The sequence below is a fragment of the Devosia sp. genome, from assembly GCF_036676215.1.
In the GTDB taxonomy this organism is placed as follows: Bacteria; Pseudomonadota; Alphaproteobacteria; order Rhizobiales; family Devosiaceae; genus Devosia.
Genome location: NZ_JAKFDJ010000223.1, coordinates 53,770 through 69,994, shown reverse-complemented (window position 1 = coordinate 69,994; position 16,225 = coordinate 53,770). Strand labels below are relative to the sequence as shown.

Sequence of the window (16,225 nt, the reverse complement as noted above, 5' to 3'; positions counted from 1 at the left end):
GAGGAGAAATGCGTGACAGGCCGCAGGCGCGCCGTCCTGATAGCGGGTCCGACTGCCAGCGGCAAGTCGGCGCTGGCGCTTGAGCTGGCGCAGGCGCAGGACGGCATCGTGGTCAATGCCGATGCCATGCAGATTTACGAAGTGCTGCAAGTGGTTACGGCGCGGCCGAGCGATGCCGATATGGCGCTGGCGGAGCACCGGCTCTATGGCACCGTGCCGGCGGCGGTGCGGTTTTCGACCGGGCAGTGGCTGACTTCTGTCAGCGAGGTGATGAAAAATGCGGATCCCGCGCGGCCGCTGATTTTCGTTGGCGGAACAGGGCTTTACTTCGATGCGCTGCTAAATGGATTCGCCGATGTGCCCGAGGTTCCGGCAGCGTTGGCGCTTCAAGTTCAACAAGAGATTCAAGCGCTTGACGGCGAGCAGCGGCTCGAACTGCTGCGCCGCGAAGACCCGGTCGCGGCTGCGCGGCTCAAGGTGGTGGACCCGCAGCGGCTGACCCGTGCGCTGGCGGTAAAGCGGGCCACAGGCCGCACGCTTTCCAGCTTCCAGGACGAATTATCTGCCAGCATGCTGGCGGATTTCTTGTCTGTTGATCGCATCGTGCTGGACCCTGATCGGGATGTGCTGCGCAAGCGTATCGCTGTCCGGTTCGAACAGATGTTTGGCGGTGGGGCGGTGGATGAGGTCAAGGCGCTGCGCGCGCTCGATCTCGATCCGTCGCTGCCGGTGATGAAGGCCATCGGAGTGCGCGAGATCGGCGACTGGCTCGATGGCGCCATCGAACAGGACGAGGCGATCGAGCTGGCGACGATTGCTACCCAGCAATATGCCAAGCGGCAGCGTACCTGGTTCCGCAACCGGTTTGGCGATTGGCCGCGGCGGGGCGCCTAGCGCGGTCGCAGCAGGCCCAGGCGCTCACGCATGGCGAAGCGTATCACCAGCACGACCGCGACGAAGGCCAGCCCCGCGGCAAGGCCGATCCAGATGCCAACGCCACGCCAGCCGACGACGAAGCCCAGGATATAGGCGACCGGCAGGCCGACGACCCAGTAGCCCACGATGGCCAAGACCATCGGAATCTTGGTGTCGCTCAGGCCGCGCAGCGCATGGGCCGCGACGACTTGCGCGCCGTCCACCAGCTGGAACACGCCCGCGACCACGAGGAATGTCGCTGCCAGCGCCAGTGCATTGGCATTTTCGGGCAGGCGCGGGTCGAGGAACCAGGACACGATGGTGGGTCCGATGGTGAGGAACAGCACACAGGAGATGGCCATGAAACCGGTGCCCAGTGCAAAGGCGGTCCAGCCGGCCTTGCGAATGCCTTCGGGGTCGCTGCTGCCATAGGCCCGGCCGACACGGACGGTCGCGGCAATGCCTAGCCCCAACGGCACCATGAAGGCCATAGAGGCGCATTGCAGCGCGACGGCATGGGCCGCAACCTCGTCGGTGCCCAGCCGGCCCATCAGCAAGGCGGCAGCGGTGAACAGCCCTACTTCGGCCAGGATGGTGAGCCCGATCGGCGTGCCGATGCGGAAAATCTCGCGGAAACGCACCCAGTCGGGCCTCCAGAAATGCATCAGCACATAGAAGCGTCTGAAGCGCCGGTGGCGCAACACATAGGCCAGCATTAGCCCGAACATCAGCAGATTGGACAGCACCGTCGCAATGGCCGCGCCGCGTAGCTCAAGCCGGGGCATTCCGAAGTTGCCGAACATCAGTGCGTAATTGGTCAGTGCGTTGAAGATCACGCCGCCGATGGTAATCAGCAGGATAATCCGGGTGGCATCAAATGCCGACAAGAACGAGCGTAACGCGACCATGGCAAGCGCCGGAAACAGCATCCACACGCCGATCTGGATATACTGTTCGGACATGATGGCGAGGCCTGGGTCTTGACCCAGCACTGCAAAAATCGGACGAATCTGCAGCAGAACCGGCACCATGAGTGCGGCCAGCAGGATGGCGGCCCACATGCCCTGCCGTACGATGCGGCGGACGGACCTTATTTCTCGCGCGCCGCGCGCCTGGGCTACCAGCGGCGCCACTGCGCCGACAATGCCGATACCACCAACGAAGAAGGGCATCAGGAACGTCGTCGCCAGGGTGCCGGCCGCCAGATAGCGCGGGCCGAGCCAGCCGAGCATGATGACGTCGGTTGCGGTCAGGGCGTTCTGGGCGAGCTGGGCGATGACCAGCGGCCAGGCCAGGGCGAAGGTCGCACGCAGCTCGGCACCCCAGCTGCTCCTGGCAGACGCGGAATTGACGGCGGCGCCGGGCGCAACCGTGACTTGCTCGCTCATGTCAAAATGTCCTACTCGCGGGCATTGCTCTAGAGGAATCCGCCCGATAGCGGAAGAGGGCAGGGTGAGGCGCAACGCAATGGCGGGCAGAAGTGACATGACGCAACGACTGGTTCTGGCCGTCGCCGGCATGGTTGGCGCTATCGGGGTAGTGGCCGCGGCCGCCGCCTCGCATGACGGGAATTCGCGCAATCTGGCCGCCATCGCGACCATCTGCCTGGCGCACGGCCCGGCCCTGCTGGCGCTGGGGCTGGCCGCACGAGGACGGATGCTCAACCTCGCGGCCGTGTTGCTGGCCCTGGGCAGCATCATCTTCGCCGGTGATCTGGGCATGCGCGAATGGCTGGGGCGTGGATTGTTTGCCGGTGCGGCGCCATTGGGCGGCGGCTTCATGATCGGGGGCTGGCTGGCCATCGTCGCTGGGGCACTGTTTGGTCGCCGGGATTAGGGTGCTAAACTTTTGTTAAATTGCCACTGGAACCAATCTCGCGGTAGCGCATTCTTGCCCTCGATAGTTCTGGAGGGTTTTCCATGCATAAGTTTCTGATCATTGCTGCGACGTGTCTGTCTCTTGCTGCCTGCACCACCACCCAGCAGGGTGCCGTGGTCGGTGGTGTTGGCGGCGCCGTCATCGGTGCGAGCGCTTCTGGCGGCAGCTTGTTGGGTACGGCCGTTGGCGCCGGCATCGGCACTGTTGTTGGTGCGGCAGCCGGCGATCTGCTCGGCCGTTCGTCCAACAACCCCGACATCTGTATCTACGAACGTCGTGACGGCACCCGTTATCGCGATACCTGCCCGCGCGGCTAAAGAAAGTTGCAGCATCGCCCCATGCTGCAGGCGCCGTGAGGCGCCAGAGCACTCGGTTCGGGTCATTTCCGGATCGGGTGCTTTTCATTGACCAGTGAAATCGCCTTGAATTTTGGACGGCTAGCGGACATATTTTGGTCCTACGACCACTATCTCGCGCTATCTGATCGACCGGCAGAAGCCGGGAACTTGGCTACCTCCTGATCGGTGAATCGTTAGGCCGGGCCCTAACAAGCCCGTTTTCAACCCTGACCGCTTCGGCGGTGTCCACTTGCGAGGACCAATTCCTATGGCTGCCATCACCGGTACCGTAAAATTCTTCAACACCACCAAGGGCTTTGGTTTCATTTCGCCCGACAATGGCGAGAAGGATGCGTTCGTGCATATTTCTGCTGTCCAGCGTTCGGGCCTGCAGGGCCTCTACGAGGGCGACAAGGTCACCTATGAGCTAGAGACCGGCCGCGACGGCAAGGTTTCGGCGACCAACCTGACCTTGCTTAGCTAAGCTGAGACAAGCAGCATCTCCGAAGGGCCCCATGGGGCCCTTTTTAGTTTGTGGCATTGCGAGAGGGGAGGATCACGTGGTCAGCAGAACCCAGACTGTCGTTCTCGGAAGGTGCCTGTGCGGCGCCTGCTCTTTCGAGTTGATCGGTAAGCACAACTGGGTGGGGCACTGCCACTGCAAAAGCTGCCGCAAGGCGACGTCATCGCCTTTCACCACCTGGATTGGGCAAGAGAACGGCTTCTGGAGTTTTACCGGCAACAAGCCAGTTCACTATCAAAGCAGCCCCGGAAACGTGCGGGGCTTCTGTGGCACGTGCGGTTCGCCGATGTTCTATAAATCGAGCCGCTATCCCAATGAGATGCACTTCTATGCGGCCTTGTTGGACGACCCGGACGGCGTCGAGCCGAGCGTGCATTCTCACGCTGCAGAGATGCTGGCTTGGGTGCACTTGGCGGATGATCTGCCGCGAGAGTAGGTCGGTTTACACTCGACTCGCATGCGAGCCCCGTGCAACTCTCCCGCCCGGAAAACAGAATGGAGGGCGCGGGTCCATGCTGCTTGAATTCCTGCGGGGCTGGAGTTCCAAGGTCGAGGGTGTTCCGGCACCGCGCCAGTCCGGTGCTCTTCCCTATGCCATCGTCGACAACCGGGTCGTGTTTTTGCTGGTGACCTCGCGGCGGACCGGGCGCTGGATTTTTCCCAAGGGGTCGATCAGCAGTGGCATGACGGCGTGGGACAGCGCCGCCAAGGAGGCGCTGGAAGAAGCAGGCGTATCGGGCCAGATCGGCGCAAACGCTATCGGCACTTACGAAAATACCGACAGGGGCGTGCGGACCGAGATCGACCTCTATCCCCTGCGAGTGGAAGCCCAACTGCAAACCTGGCAGGAGATGGACCAGCGCTTGCGTCATTGGGCCCTGCTGGCCGAGACCAAGCGTCTGCTGGCGGATCGATCGCTGTCGAGTATCGCCGAAGCTCTGCATCGTCAGCTGACGGTGCGCCGTCTCATGCAATAGCTATATCAAGCAGCAGATAGACAATGGCGGCCAGCCCTGCCGAGGCGGGTAGGGTGACCAGCCAGGTGGCACCGATGCGCGCGACCTTGAGGCGCCGCACCAGATAACGGCGCTCATAACGTCGTTCGCGGGCGATCGCCAATTGGGGCGTGTCGTTGAGCATGGCCGCATCGACGAACTGGGTTTCCACCGGAACGGCGGCGCCCTTCATGTCGCGGATGGCAAGATATTCGCGCAGGAACCCAACACCGAACACCGCGCCGACCGCCACATGGGTGGACGAAATCGGCAGGCCGAAGGCGGACGCCGCCAGCAGCGTTATGGCGGCCGACAGCGCCACGCAGAAGGCACGGATTTCGTTGAGCTTGGTGATTTGTACGCCGACGGTGTGGATGACGCGCGGGCCGAACAGCGCGATACCCATGGCAATGCCGAAGGCTCCGATGGCCAGGGTCCAAAGCGGCGCGCTCTGCAGCGCCAAATCCGGCGTGGTCCGCGCTGCGGCCAGAATCGCCATGAGCGGACCCAGGGCATTGGCAACGTCATTGGAGCCATGGGCGAAGGAAAGCAGCGCGGCCGCCACGATCAATGGCGGGCGGAAGAGGCGGGCGACCTGCTTCTTGCGGTTCTCCAGCACCAGTGACCGCATGCGCACCCAGGGCATGGCAACCGCCCAGCCAAGGGCGGCGAAGATCAGGCCTAGCGCCATCGTGGTGGCCGGATTGGATTGCCAGAAATGTCCGGGCGACTTGGTGGCCAGATACATGGCGAAAATGCCGGCCATGGCGGCGACGAGGATGGGCACCCAGGTTTGGGCGGCGGCGAGCTTGTCGGCACGACGAGTGATGGTGATGCGAATGGCGGCGTGGATCGCCGCGGCAATGGCGCCGCCCAGGATCGGCGAGATGGTCCAGGTGACCGCGATCATGGCGATGGTAGACCAGGCCACGGCGCCCACTCCGCCCGCCGCAACCGCGGCACCGACGACGCCGCCGACGATGGCGTGAGTGGTCGAGACGGGCGCGCCGACGAAGGTAGAGAGATTGAGCCATGACGCGGCGGTGATGAGCGCCGCGATCATGACGAGGATCAGCGTCGTACCGCTGAAATCGGCCTCTCGGGTCAGTAGCTCGTTGGCGAGCGTATCGATGACGTCGCTGCCGGCGAGGAGTGCGCCTGCGGCATCGAAGACGGCGGCGATGGCCAGTGCCGCCACGATGGGGATGGCCTTGGCGCCGACCGCCGGGCCCATATTGTTGGCCACGTCATTGGCGCCGATATTGAGCGCCATGTAGCCAGTCGCCACGGCGCCCAGGATGACAAGCCAGCGTAGTGGCCCCTCGGGAATCCCGACAGCCGCCAGGGCAGCCGCCAGCAGCAGGAACAAGAGGGCGATGCCAAGTGGCAGGGCAGTCCGGGGCATCGGTGGCAGGCACATCCTCAAACAGGTGGTGGAGCTATCCTTGGACTATGGTTTGCGCCGTTTGTCGATTGCCAGATGACTAGTTTGCCGATTGCCGCGCGAGTTCTGCACCGAGTGCATCAACGAGCTGTTCGGTGCCGGCCTGGCGCTGTGCGAGATTGTCGAGGCCATCGAGGAAGCAGCCGTGTTCGGTGACCGTCATGCGGGTGCCCGTGCCCTCGGCGAAGAGCTCTATGGCGGCGACGGAGACCGAGATGCGCTTGCCGTTGATGCCCATGTGGTAGGAATAGACGATGCGGTTGTTTTCGACGATGTCCTGGTAGTGGACGTCAAAGCTGTACGTGTCGGCGCCCATGCTGCCCTCGGCGAACTCGCGGCCGCCTTCACGGAAATCAAACTCCTTGGTGTCGTTGCCGGCGCCGAACCAGCGCTTCTTGATCGCCGGGTCGGCCCAGGCGCGGAACACGCGGGCCGGAGCGGCAGGATATGTGCGCTCGATTACGAAGGTGCCGTGGGCGATGGAGCGTTCGGTCATTTTGGATTCCTTTCATTTGTTAAGTGATAAGTTTAGTGAGTAAGTTACTCAAGTCAATGCTTAAGTGAAGTCTGCAATCGCGATCGCCGGCGCCGCCGCCCCTTGACACCTTCGCGTCCTTGCACCTATCAATGCGGCCACAATTTCATGGAGAGGTCCCGTGCGGGCACTCATTCTCGTAGTAGGTAGGCGCATCGGCAACGTGGGATAAAATCCCGCGCGATAGCTGGTGCGCCGAAAACAGGTCCCGAACGGGGCCTTTTTTATTGCCCGGTTTTCGCCGCTACGAGACTGGGCCAGATCAAGTGGACTGAGGAAGGAACTCACGATGGCCGAACAAATGACCGGCGCTGAAATGGTGATACAGGCGCTGACCGACCACGGGGTCGAGCATGTCTTCGGCTATCCCGGCGGCGCCGCGCTGCCGATCTATGACGCAATGTTCCAACAGGATGCGGTGCAGCACATCCTGGTGCGGCACGAGCAGGGTGCCACCCACATGGCCGAGGGCTATGCGCGCTCGACCGGCAAGCCGGGCGTGGTTCTCGTCACCTCCGGTCCCGGCGCAACCAATGCGGTCACCGGCCTCACCGATGCGCTGATGGATTCCATCCCGCTGGTCTGCATCACCGCCCAGGTGCCGACCACGCTGATCGGCTCGGACGCCTTCCAGGAATGCGACACCGTTGGCATCACCCGCAGCTGCACCAAGTACAATTACCTGGTGAAGCGCGTCGAAGACCTGCCGCGCATCATGCATGAGGCGTTCCTCATCGCCACCACGGGCCGTCCGGGTCCGGTGGTCATCGACATCCCCAAGGATGTGCAGTTCGCCCTGGGCGACTATTACAAGCCCGACCTCGAGACGCTGCGCCACCAGAGCTACCGGCCGCAAATGGACGGCGATGCCGCGGCCATCGAGGCGGCAGTCGACCTGATGCTCAAGGCCGAGCGGCCGATCTTCTACACCGGCGGCGGCGTCATCAATGCCGGGCCCGAGGCCTCCGAGCATCTGCGCGAGCTGGCCGAACTCACCGGTTTCCCGGTGACCTCCACCCTGATGGGTCTGGGCGCCTTCCCGGCGTCCAATCCGCAGTGGATGGGCATGCTGGGCATGCACGGCACCTACGAGGCGAACCTCGCCATGCATGACTGCGACGTCATGATCAATATCGGCGCGCGCTTCGATGACCGCATCACCGGCCGGATCGACGCCTTCTCGCCCAATAGCCGCAAGATCCATGTCGATATCGATCCCAGCTCGATCAACAAGGTGGTGCGCGTCGATGTGCCGATCATCGGCGATTGCGCGCGCGTGCTGTCCGAGATGGTCCGCGTCTGGCGCAGCCGGACCAACCAGCCACGCACCGAGGCGATCGGCGCGTGGTGGAAGCAGATCGAGACCTGGCGGGCGGTCAATTCGCTCGGCTTCAAGAACTCGGACACCGTCATCAAGCCGCAATATGCCATCCAGCGGCTGTATGAAGCGACCAGGAAGCAGGCCAAGGAGGTGTTCATCACCACCGAGGTTGGCCAGCATCAGATGTGGGCCGCCCAGCATTTCCACTTCGACCAGCCGAACCACTGGATGACTTCGGGGGGCCTGGGCACGATGGGTTATGGCCTGCCGGCCGCCGTGGGCGTGCAGGTGGCGCATCCCGATGCGCTGGTGATCGACATTGCTGGCGAAGCCAGCGTGCAGATGACCATGCAGGAACTCTCGACGGCGGTGCAATATCGCCTGCCGATCAAGATCTTCATCCTCAACAATGAGCGCATGGGCATGGTCCGGCAGTGGCAGGACCTGCTGCATGGCAGCCGCTACGCGCATTCCTATTCGGAATCGCTGCCCGACTTCGTCAAGCTGGCGGAGGCCTATGGCGGCAAGGGTATCCGTTGTTCGAACCCGGCCGAGCTGGATGCCGCGATTGCCGAAATGCTCGACTATGACGGCCCGGTGCTGTTCGACGTCATGGTCGAGAAGGACGAGAACTGCCTGCCCATGATCCCCTCGGGCAAGCCGCATAACGAGATCATCCTGCCCGATACGGCCAATATCGGCGACATCATCGACGAAAAGGGACGGCAGCTCGTCTAGAGCGCTGCGGAGGAAAAGCACAATGAACGCACATCTGCAGCCGACCGGTTCGGCCTATTTCATCACCAAGGATACCCAGGAAACCGAGCGGCATACGCTCTCGGTGCTGGTCGACAACGAGCCGGGCATTCTCGCCCGCGTGGTCGGCCTGTTCTCGGCGCGCGGCTACAATATCGAAAGCCTGACCGTCAGCGAGACCGAACACGGGCGGCGACTTAGTCGCATCACCGTTGTCGTGATCGCCACGCCCAAGGTGCTGGTGCAGATCAAGCTGCAGCTCGAACGCCTGGTGCCGGTGCACAAGGTGCACGACCTGACGGCAGAGGGTGCCTCACTGGAGCGCGAGCTGGCGCTGATCAAGGTTGCCGGCTCGGGCGATCATCGCGCCGAAACGCTGCGGCTGGCTGACGCCTTCCGCGCGCAGATCGTCGATGCGTCGGTCGAGAGCTTCGTCTTCGAAGTCACCGGCAAGCCGGCCAAGATCGACAGTTTCATCGCCCTGATGCAGCCGCTGGGGCTGGTCGAGGTGGTGCGTACCGGGCTGGCGGCGATCTCGCGCGGCCCGCAGGGCATGTGATCGGCCAAAGCTGATCGCTGCTATCAAAAGGTTCGATTGGGCGGCTCGCCCAGTCTGGTATAGAGCAGTGACAACCTCCGCCGAGTCCCTGCCATGACCCTGCTTTCCGTCAATCTCAATGCCGTCGCCCAGTTGCGCAACCGGCGCAATCTGCCCTGGCCGAGCGTGGTCGGGCTGGCACGGGTGGTGCTCGATGCGGGCGCCAGCGGGGTTACCGTGCATCCGCGGCCGGACGAGCGGCATATCAGGCGGACTGATGTGTTCGATCTGGCGGAACTGCTGCGCGATGACTATCCGGCGGCCGAGTTCAATATCGAGGGCTATCCGAGCGAGGATTTCTTCACGCTCATCGAGGCGGTCAATCCGGCGCAGGTGACGCTGGTGCCGGACGATCCGGCGCAGGCGACGTCCGACCATGGCTGGGATTTCCGCGGCAAGGGTAATTTCCTGACCTCGGTGGTGCAGCGCCTCAAGGCGCCCAACCGGCGCATTTCGCTGTTCTGCGACCCCGATGCCGGAGTGGATGGCGTCGCGGCGGCCAAGGCGACCGGGGCAGACCGGATCGAGCTTTATACCGGCCCCTATGGCGGCTGCTACACCGATCCGGACCGCGCCGTGCGCGCGCTGGCGGCACTGGCCCACACCGCCCAGGCTGCGCATGCCGCGGGGTTGGGCGTCAATGCCGGGCACGACCTGACGCTGGCCAATCTGCCGGCGTTCCAGTCTGCGGTGCCACATGTCGACGAAGTCTCGATCGGCCATGGCATCACCGCCGACGCGCTGCTGCTGGGGTTTGCCGAAGCGGTGCGGCAGTATCGGGCGGTGCTCGGGGGCTAACGCTGCCGCGATCCGAAGGCGCGCAGGAAGGTCGAGACTCCGGTGACGGCGGCCTTGTGCAGGGCCTCCTCGGAGGGTCTGGCGCAGGTGCCGTCGTCCGGCAGGTCGGCATTGGTCAGCGCAAAGAAGTGGCGGGCGGCTATGCTGGCATCGGGCAGGTCGAGATAGCCGTCCTGGGCGAGCTTGGCAAAGCGCCCCGCGATCAGCGGCCAGTCCTTGCCCGGTCCGTATTCGGTCCAGGCGGCAAACAGGGCAGGGTGGTTCTGCGCCTCGCGTTTGAGCAAGGTGGCGAGGGCGCGACCGTCGATGTCGCACATGCAGCGACCCATCAGGCGAACAGCGAAGTCGACCAGCGCGGACTGGATGTCATCGGGCTTGTCCGGGAACGTGGCCAGCACGGTCATGAGCGAAGTGCTTGAGCGCGCGGTGACATCCTCGATGACTGCCATGAGCAGTTGATCGCGGTCGCCGAGCTGGTTGTAGACCGTCTGCCGGGAGACGCCTGCCTCATTGGCGATGCTGTCAATGCTGAGGGCGGCGAAACCATCGCGCACGATGGCGCGCTTGGCCGCATCGAGAATGGCCATGCGCTTGGTGGGCGCCTTGGCAAAAGCGGGTCGTGCTGGGGCCAGATCGATGTCACTCATTGGTCACAAGATACATCGTCTGAGAAATTATACAACTGTGTCCATTTTTTTGGACGATCACGCTTGACTGATTTTACACTAGTGTCCAATATGGCATTGTCGGCTGCTCGCTCCTCCAAGCCCGCTCTGATTTAGATTTTGAACATTGCGACCCAGCGCCGAGGCGTGGGTCGAAGAGGTATTCGCAAAATGAACTCCAAGATCCTGCGCGCTGCGCTGGTGCTCGGCTTGCTGTCGGCCATCGGTCCATTCGCGATTGATATGTATCTGCCGGCCCTGCCGGCGATCGGGCTCGATCTGGGCGCCGATACGGCCGGCGTGCAAGCCAGCCTGATGGCCTTCATGGCGGCCATTGCTGTATGCCAGCTATTCTACGGCCCGATCAGCGACATGGTCGGCCGCAAGCCGCCGCTCTATTTCGGCATGGCGCTGTTCGTGGCTGGCGGTATCGGCTCGGCAATGGCGCCTTCTATCGAGTGGCTGATCGCCGCGCGGTTCCTGCAGGGCATCGGCGCCTGTGCCGCCATGGCGCTGCCGCGTGCCATCGTGCGCGACGGCTATACCGGCGCGGACGCGGCGCAATTGCAGAGCCTGCTCATGCTGGTCTTCTCGGTCTCCCCAATCCTGGCCCCGCTGGGTGGCAGCCTTATCGTGCAGTTCGGTGACTGGCGCGCCATCTTCTGGGTCGTTTCCGGCATTGGCGTGCTGGGTGCGCTGCTGGTCTTCTTCTTCCTCAAGGAGACCCGTCCGGCCGAAATGCGGCTCGAAAGCAGCCTCGGCTCGGCCCTGCGCGGTTACGGCGTGTTGCTGCGCGACCGCAACTTTCTGGGCCTTTCGATGATCGGTGCCTTCGGCATGGCGAGCTTCATGGCCTATCTGGCCAACTCGTCCTTCGTCCTGATCGATCACTACGGGCTCAACCCCACGCTCTACAGCGTCATGTTCTCGATCAATGCCGTGTCGTTCATCGGTGTATCGCAGCTGACGGGCGTCTTGACGCGGCGCTTCGGCCTCAATGCTGTGGTGCGGACGGCGGTCAACGGCTTCATCGTCACCATGCTGGCGCTGCTGGTAGTCTGGCTGTTCGGCGTCGACCGGCTGGAGGTGCTCGCTGTGCTGCTCTTCATCGGCTACGGCTTCCTCGGACTGGTCATTCCAACAACGGCGGTCCTGGCTCTGGAAGAGCATGGCCAGATCGCCGGCACCGCATCGGCCTTGATGGGCACGCTGCAACTGGTGACCGCGGCGGTGGTGATGGGTGTGGTGGGCAGCTTCTTCGATGGCACGGCGCGGCCAATGGTCATCGGCATCGCGGCCTGCGCGGTGGTGGCCTTTGCGCTGACGCGGCTGACCATCAAGCCGGCACGGATGCCAGTTGCGGCCGCAGCGGAATAAAACAGCAGGAACGGCAAAAAGAAGGGCGCCGGCAATGCCGACGCCCTATTGGCATCAGACTTCGCCGATCAGTCGGTGAAGTTGAATTCATCCAGTTCGCAGACATTGTTGTCGGCCAAGACGAGTTCGTCGCCATCGTCGAAGACGGCCAGGAAGTCGAACTTGCAGTAGCCCGAACCGTCATCGATGTTGATGACGACGCTGCTACCGGAAGCCAGGACATCACTGCCCAGGATGTCCTCTTCCCAATTGGTCGTGCCGGTGTTGGACGCGTAGAATTCCACGATGACGAACGAGGTCTGATTATTGATCTGGACCCTGCGGTCAAGCGCCATGGCCGAACTATTGGTCAAAGCAAAAACGGCGGTGGCGAGCGTCAGGGCGGCGATGGACTGGATGCGCATTCGTTTCTCTAAGTTGGGCGGAAAATCCCGCGCTGCCAATTGCTGGCGCCGACTGAAACAATGCAAGCAAATAACAGCAGCTTCCCTGCCGGTACGCAAGAATTCGCGTCACGTCATTAACCGGCGTTCCCGAAGGCTGGATTGATCGCGATTTCCGAACGGTCCGTCGCCAGTGCTTGCCCGATGGGGCAGAGGGCTGATCCAGAAGGTGCGATTTTGGCAAAATACCTTGTGTAGCCTATACTTACAGACATGTGCCCTAGGCATGTAGCTGTCGCCGCACCACAGCAAGGTGCCTCCTTGCGAGACGGGATTGAGGTCACTTATATCGCCTCAGTTACGATTTGTTACCAAGGAGGGCTCAAATGTCCAAACTCAAGATTGCCGTCATCATCTCGTCCACCCGCCCGACCCGCTTTGGTGAATTGCCGGCGAAGTGGATCCTCGAAAAGGCTAATGAACGTCCCGAAATCCAGGCCGAGATTCTCGATCTGCGCGACTTCGACCTGCCGTTCTTTGACGAAATGGCCTCCAATGCCTGGGTGCCGTCGGCCAGCCCCAAGGCAGTGGCCTGGCAGAACAAGATCAGCGAATTTGACGGCTACATCTTCGTTGCCGCCGAATACAACCGCTCGATCACCGGCGCTCTCAAGAATGCCATCGACCAGGCCTATGTGAACTGGAACAAGAAGGTGTTTGGCGCCGTCGGCTACGGCACTGTGGGCGGCGCCCGCGCCGTCGAGCACCTGCGCAATATCGGTGTCGAGCTTCAGATGGCCTCGACCCGTTCGGCCGTTCATATCGGCGGCGCCGATTTCGCGGCTGTGCATCCCGGCTTCGGCGGCACCAAGGCGATTTCCGAGATCGAAGGCTCGATCGGCAATTCGGCCAAGGACATGCTCGACCAGCTGATCTGGTGGGGCAATGCCACCAAGGCCGCCCGCGACGAAGACGCCCTGCTCGCCAAGGCCGCCGAATAAGCGCTACGAGGACCTCCAAATCTTCGTTTACCGGCGAGGGTCGCTCCGCAAGGGGCGGCCCTTGTTGGTTTGAACCATTGTGGCCGCAAGGTGTTGTGTGTGACTATCGGCGGGTGTATAGCGGCGCCCGCCTTTAACCAATGAGAGCCCAAAAGCTCATGACGCATACGAACACTTCCGGCAGCGATGCCGGTGTCGTAGCTTCCGAACAGGCCAATCACATCACACAAAATTTGCCTTTGCTCGTACTGGGAGCACTGGGGGTTGTGTTTGGCGACATTGGAACCAGTCCCCTCTACGCGTTTCGTGAGGCGCTCCACGCAACGAGCCACGGGGGAACGACGCTGCCGAGTGTCGACGAGGTGTTGGGTCTGCTTTCGCTGATCTTGTGGGCGCTGACCTTGATCGTGACGATAAAATACGTCGTCTTCGTGCTCAGGGCCGACAACAACGGTGAAGGCGGCACGCTTTCGCTGATGTCTCTTGCGCGCAGCGCTGTTACGTCCGGCCAGACGCCAATCCTGTGGCTTGGCCTAATCGGTGCCGCGCTCTTCTTTGGTGATGCCATCATTACGCCGGCGATCTCGGTCTTGTCTGCCGTCGAAGGCTTGCAGGTCGTTGAACCTCGTTTGGCGCCATGGATTGTTCCGGTCACGATTGTGATCATCTGCGGCTTGTTCGTGGTTCAGCGGTTTGGCACGGGCAAGGTCGCGGCCGTCTTTGGTCCGGTAACGGCGGTGTGGTTTCTGGCGCTGGGCGTCTCAGGGTTCGTGCACATCTCAGAAGCGCCTCAGGTGCTGTTTGCCGTCAATCCGCTTTATGGCGCGACGTTCATCCTGGACCACACCGGTATCGCCCTGATCGTATTGGGGGCCGTATTTCTAGCGGTGACTGGCGCCGAAGCGCTCTATGTCGATCTTGGTCATTTCGGTCGACGGCCTATCATATTGGGTTGGCTGATCATCGTTTTCCCTTGTCTGCTTCTCAACTACTTTGGCCAGGGTGCTTTCGTCGTTGCGCATCCTGCGGCAGCCGAGAATCCGTTCTTCTTGATGCAGGCGGACTGGGCGCGGATTCCGATGATCATCCTGGCCACGATGGCCACCGTGATTGCCAGCCAAGCGGTGATCTCAGGCGCATACTCGCTTGCCCGTCAGGCCATGCACCTCAATCTGCTTCCGAGACTGCACGTCCTGCACACCTCTGACACCCAGAGCGGGCAGATCTACATGCCGCAGGTGACCACGCTGCTCTTTGTGGCGGTGATCGCGCTCGTCATCGGGTTTCGCAGTTCGAGCAGCTTGTCCGCTGCCTATGGCATCGCCGTTACCGGCGAAATGCTGGTGACTGCGATCTTGCTGTTTATCGTCATGCGCAAAATCTGGCGGTGGGCGCTTCCTGCCGCGCTCGCTGTCGTGATCCCGCTCGGACTGATCGATCTCGGTTTCTTCGTAGCGAACCTGGCGAAGTTTCTGCAGGGTGGGTGGGTGCCGGCGGTGGTTGCTGTCATTCTCGTGACGATCATGGCGACCTGGCTAGGCGGCCGCGCCAGGCTGGCGGAAAAGACCCGTCGCGACGAGGTGCCGCTACAGTTCCTTGTCGACAATCTTTCGAAGAAGAAGCCGACCATCGTTCCGGGCACGGCGGTATTCCTCACCAGTGACATCGAAGGTGCGCCGACCGCCCTGCTGCACAGCCTCAAACATTATAAGGTGCTGCACGAACAGAACGTTATCCTCACAGTCCGCACCTCGGCATCGCCGCGGGTGCCGGACGATGAGAAGGTGACGATCGATGCCTACAATGAGTTGTTCTTCCGCGTCGTTGTGACCTTCGGCTACATGGAAAGCCCCAACATCCCCAAGGCGCTGGCGCTTGGCCGCAAGCTGGGGTGGAAGTTCGACATCATGTCGACCTCGTTCTTCCTGTCGCGGCGGTCGCTCAAGCCGGGTCCCAAGCCGGGCAGCCCGCTGCGCTTCTGGCAGGACCGGCTGTTTACCCGGCTCGCCAAGAATGCCAGCGACGCCACGGAGTATTTCCACATTCCAACGGGCCGCGTGGTGGAGATCGGTACGCAGGTCGTGCTTTGACCGCCATTCGAGCGTAGCTCTCATGGCCTTCTAGCTCAAATCGCTCCACTGGAGCGATTTGCCCCTTCGGGTCGCAGCGAAGCTACTTCACCATGTCCGGGCAGACATACGGCACTTCGGCGGTCACGAAACGCTGTTCCTGGACGTCGCTGCCCAGCTTGAGGCTGAGCACCAGCTCGGAGGCACTGACGCTGGTGATATCGGCGTTGATGGTCATGCCGTCCTCATCCCAGCTTATGGCGCTGTCGGAGACCTGCTGCCATTTCGAAAGCCGGTAGGTTTCCCAGCAACTGTCGCTGACCAGCGTGCCGTCGCCAAGAAAGATCTGCATCGGGCCGGGCTGGGCCTCGTCGGCATCGGCGCGGATCCAGACCTTGTTGAGCAGTGGGTTTTCACTCTCGGCGCCGGCCACGGCAGCGTCCTCGAGTTCCTGTGCAGTGGCGGGCAGGGTGGCGCAGGCGCCAACGCCCCAAACGCTCATGAGGGCGAGGATTGCGGCCTTGGTATCCATGAAACGACTCCCTGTTCACCGCTGATCTGGTGACTCTTTAGCGATGCGCAAGAGTGAGGGAGCAATCGCGGCAAATTTGCGTTGCCGCGAAGGTGTT

At 62.4% G+C, this 16,225-nt stretch carries 18 protein-coding genes; 12 read left to right on the top strand and 6 right to left on the bottom strand.

Annotated elements, in window-relative coordinates; genetic code table 11:
- Nucleotides 1–12 precede the first annotated feature (12 nt).
- On the top strand, nucleotides 13–894 hold the full coding sequence (miaA, locus tag V6M52_RS18665; RefSeq protein WP_332702447.1) for a tRNA (adenosine(37)-N6)-dimethylallyltransferase MiaA: 882 nt from the start codon (nucleotides 13–15) through the stop codon (nucleotides 892–894).
- On the opposite strand, the gene V6M52_RS18660 is transcribed toward miaA, so the two are convergent.
- A complete protein-coding gene (locus V6M52_RS18660; protein WP_332691234.1) occupies nucleotides 891–2,303 on the bottom strand; it encodes an MATE family efflux transporter in 1,413 nt (470 codons plus the stop codon). The genes miaA and V6M52_RS18660 overlap by 4 nt on opposite strands.
- A 97-nt stretch (nucleotides 2,304–2,400) precedes the next feature.
- Between V6M52_RS18660 and V6M52_RS18655 the strand changes: the two genes are divergently transcribed.
- The 5 genes from V6M52_RS18655 (at nucleotide 2,401) to V6M52_RS18635 (ending at nucleotide 4,631) form a co-directional block, all read left to right on the top strand.
- Nucleotides 2,401–2,751, top strand: a complete 351-nt coding sequence (locus tag V6M52_RS18655) for a DUF423 domain-containing protein (RefSeq protein WP_332691231.1) — start codon at nucleotides 2,401–2,403, stop codon at nucleotides 2,749–2,751.
- A gap of 83 nt (nucleotides 2,752–2,834) precedes the next feature.
- Entirely contained in the window at nucleotides 2,835–3,110 is a 276-nt protein-coding gene (locus V6M52_RS18650) for a hypothetical protein (protein ID WP_332691229.1), read from the top strand.
- A gap of 289 nt (nucleotides 3,111–3,399) precedes the next feature.
- Nucleotides 3,400–3,615: a cold-shock protein gene (locus V6M52_RS18645; protein ID WP_332691226.1), complete on the top strand. Its 216-nt coding sequence runs from the start codon at nucleotides 3,400–3,402 to the stop codon at nucleotides 3,613–3,615.
- 76 nt (nucleotides 3,616–3,691) lie between these two features.
- Nucleotides 3,692–4,090, top strand: coding sequence for a GFA family protein (locus V6M52_RS18640; RefSeq protein WP_332691223.1), 399 nt, complete (start codon nucleotides 3,692–3,694; stop codon nucleotides 4,088–4,090).
- A gap of 76 nt (nucleotides 4,091–4,166) precedes the next feature.
- On the top strand, nucleotides 4,167–4,631 hold the full coding sequence (locus V6M52_RS18635) for an NUDIX hydrolase (protein ID WP_332691220.1): 465 nt from the start codon (nucleotides 4,167–4,169) through the stop codon (nucleotides 4,629–4,631).
- On the opposite strand, the gene V6M52_RS18630 is transcribed toward V6M52_RS18635, so the two are convergent.
- Both V6M52_RS18630 and V6M52_RS18625 read right to left on the bottom strand, forming a co-directional pair.
- Nucleotides 4,621–6,054, bottom strand: a complete 1,434-nt coding sequence (locus V6M52_RS18630) for an inorganic phosphate transporter (RefSeq protein ID WP_332702445.1) — start codon at nucleotides 6,052–6,054, stop codon at nucleotides 4,621–4,623. The genes V6M52_RS18635 and V6M52_RS18630 overlap by 11 nt on opposite strands.
- 79 nt (nucleotides 6,055–6,133) lie before the next feature.
- On the bottom strand, nucleotides 6,134–6,589 hold the full coding sequence (locus tag V6M52_RS18625) for an SRPBCC family protein (RefSeq protein ID WP_332702443.1): 456 nt from the start codon (nucleotides 6,587–6,589) through the stop codon (nucleotides 6,134–6,136).
- A 328-nt stretch (nucleotides 6,590–6,917) separates the two neighbouring features.
- On the opposite strand from V6M52_RS18625, the gene V6M52_RS18620 reads away from it, so the two are divergent.
- The 3 genes from V6M52_RS18620 (at nucleotide 6,918) to V6M52_RS18610 (ending at nucleotide 10,101) form a co-directional block, all read left to right on the top strand.
- A complete protein-coding gene (locus V6M52_RS18620; RefSeq protein ID WP_332702441.1) occupies nucleotides 6,918–8,687 on the top strand; it encodes an acetolactate synthase 3 large subunit in 1,770 nt (589 codons plus the stop codon).
- A 22-nt stretch (nucleotides 8,688–8,709) separates the two neighbouring features.
- On the top strand, nucleotides 8,710–9,264 hold the full coding sequence (ilvN, locus tag V6M52_RS18615; protein ID WP_332689494.1) for an acetolactate synthase small subunit: 555 nt from the start codon (nucleotides 8,710–8,712) through the stop codon (nucleotides 9,262–9,264).
- 93 nt (nucleotides 9,265–9,357) lie between these two features.
- On the top strand, nucleotides 9,358–10,101 hold the full coding sequence (locus tag V6M52_RS18610) for a pyridoxine 5'-phosphate synthase (RefSeq protein WP_332702439.1): 744 nt from the start codon (nucleotides 9,358–9,360) through the stop codon (nucleotides 10,099–10,101).
- On the opposite strand, the gene V6M52_RS18605 is transcribed toward V6M52_RS18610, so the two are convergent.
- Complete coding sequence (locus V6M52_RS18605; protein WP_332689488.1) at nucleotides 10,098–10,748, bottom strand: TetR/AcrR family transcriptional regulator; 651 nt, start codon at nucleotides 10,746–10,748, stop codon at nucleotides 10,098–10,100. The two genes, V6M52_RS18610 and V6M52_RS18605, sit on opposite strands and share 4 nt — an antisense overlap.
- A gap of 189 nt (nucleotides 10,749–10,937) precedes the next feature.
- On the opposite strand from V6M52_RS18605, the gene V6M52_RS18600 reads away from it, so the two are divergent.
- Entirely contained in the window at nucleotides 10,938–12,143 is a 1,206-nt protein-coding gene (locus V6M52_RS18600) for a multidrug effflux MFS transporter (RefSeq protein WP_332702437.1), read from the top strand.
- A gap of 68 nt (nucleotides 12,144–12,211) precedes the next feature.
- On the opposite strand, the gene V6M52_RS18595 is transcribed toward V6M52_RS18600, so the two are convergent.
- Nucleotides 12,212–12,547: a hypothetical protein gene (locus V6M52_RS18595; protein WP_332688184.1), complete on the bottom strand. Its 336-nt coding sequence runs from the start codon at nucleotides 12,545–12,547 to the stop codon at nucleotides 12,212–12,214.
- A gap of 365 nt (nucleotides 12,548–12,912) precedes the next feature.
- Here V6M52_RS18595 and V6M52_RS18590 point away from each other — a divergent pair, with 365 nt between their 5' ends.
- Nucleotides 12,913–13,527, top strand: coding sequence for an NADPH-dependent FMN reductase (locus tag V6M52_RS18590; RefSeq protein WP_332688183.1), 615 nt, complete (start codon nucleotides 12,913–12,915; stop codon nucleotides 13,525–13,527).
- 158 nt (nucleotides 13,528–13,685) lie between these two features.
- Nucleotides 13,686–15,617: a potassium transporter Kup gene (locus V6M52_RS18585; RefSeq protein ID WP_332688182.1), complete on the top strand. Its 1,932-nt coding sequence runs from the start codon at nucleotides 13,686–13,688 to the stop codon at nucleotides 15,615–15,617.
- Between the two features lie 82 nt (nucleotides 15,618–15,699).
- Here the strand turns inward: V6M52_RS18585 and V6M52_RS18580 are convergent, their stop codons facing one another.
- Nucleotides 15,700–16,128 (bottom strand): hypothetical protein, encoded by a 429-nt coding sequence (locus V6M52_RS18580; protein ID WP_332702435.1) that lies wholly within the window; start codon nucleotides 16,126–16,128, stop codon nucleotides 15,700–15,702.
- Between the last annotated feature and the right edge of the window lie 97 nt (nucleotides 16,129–16,225).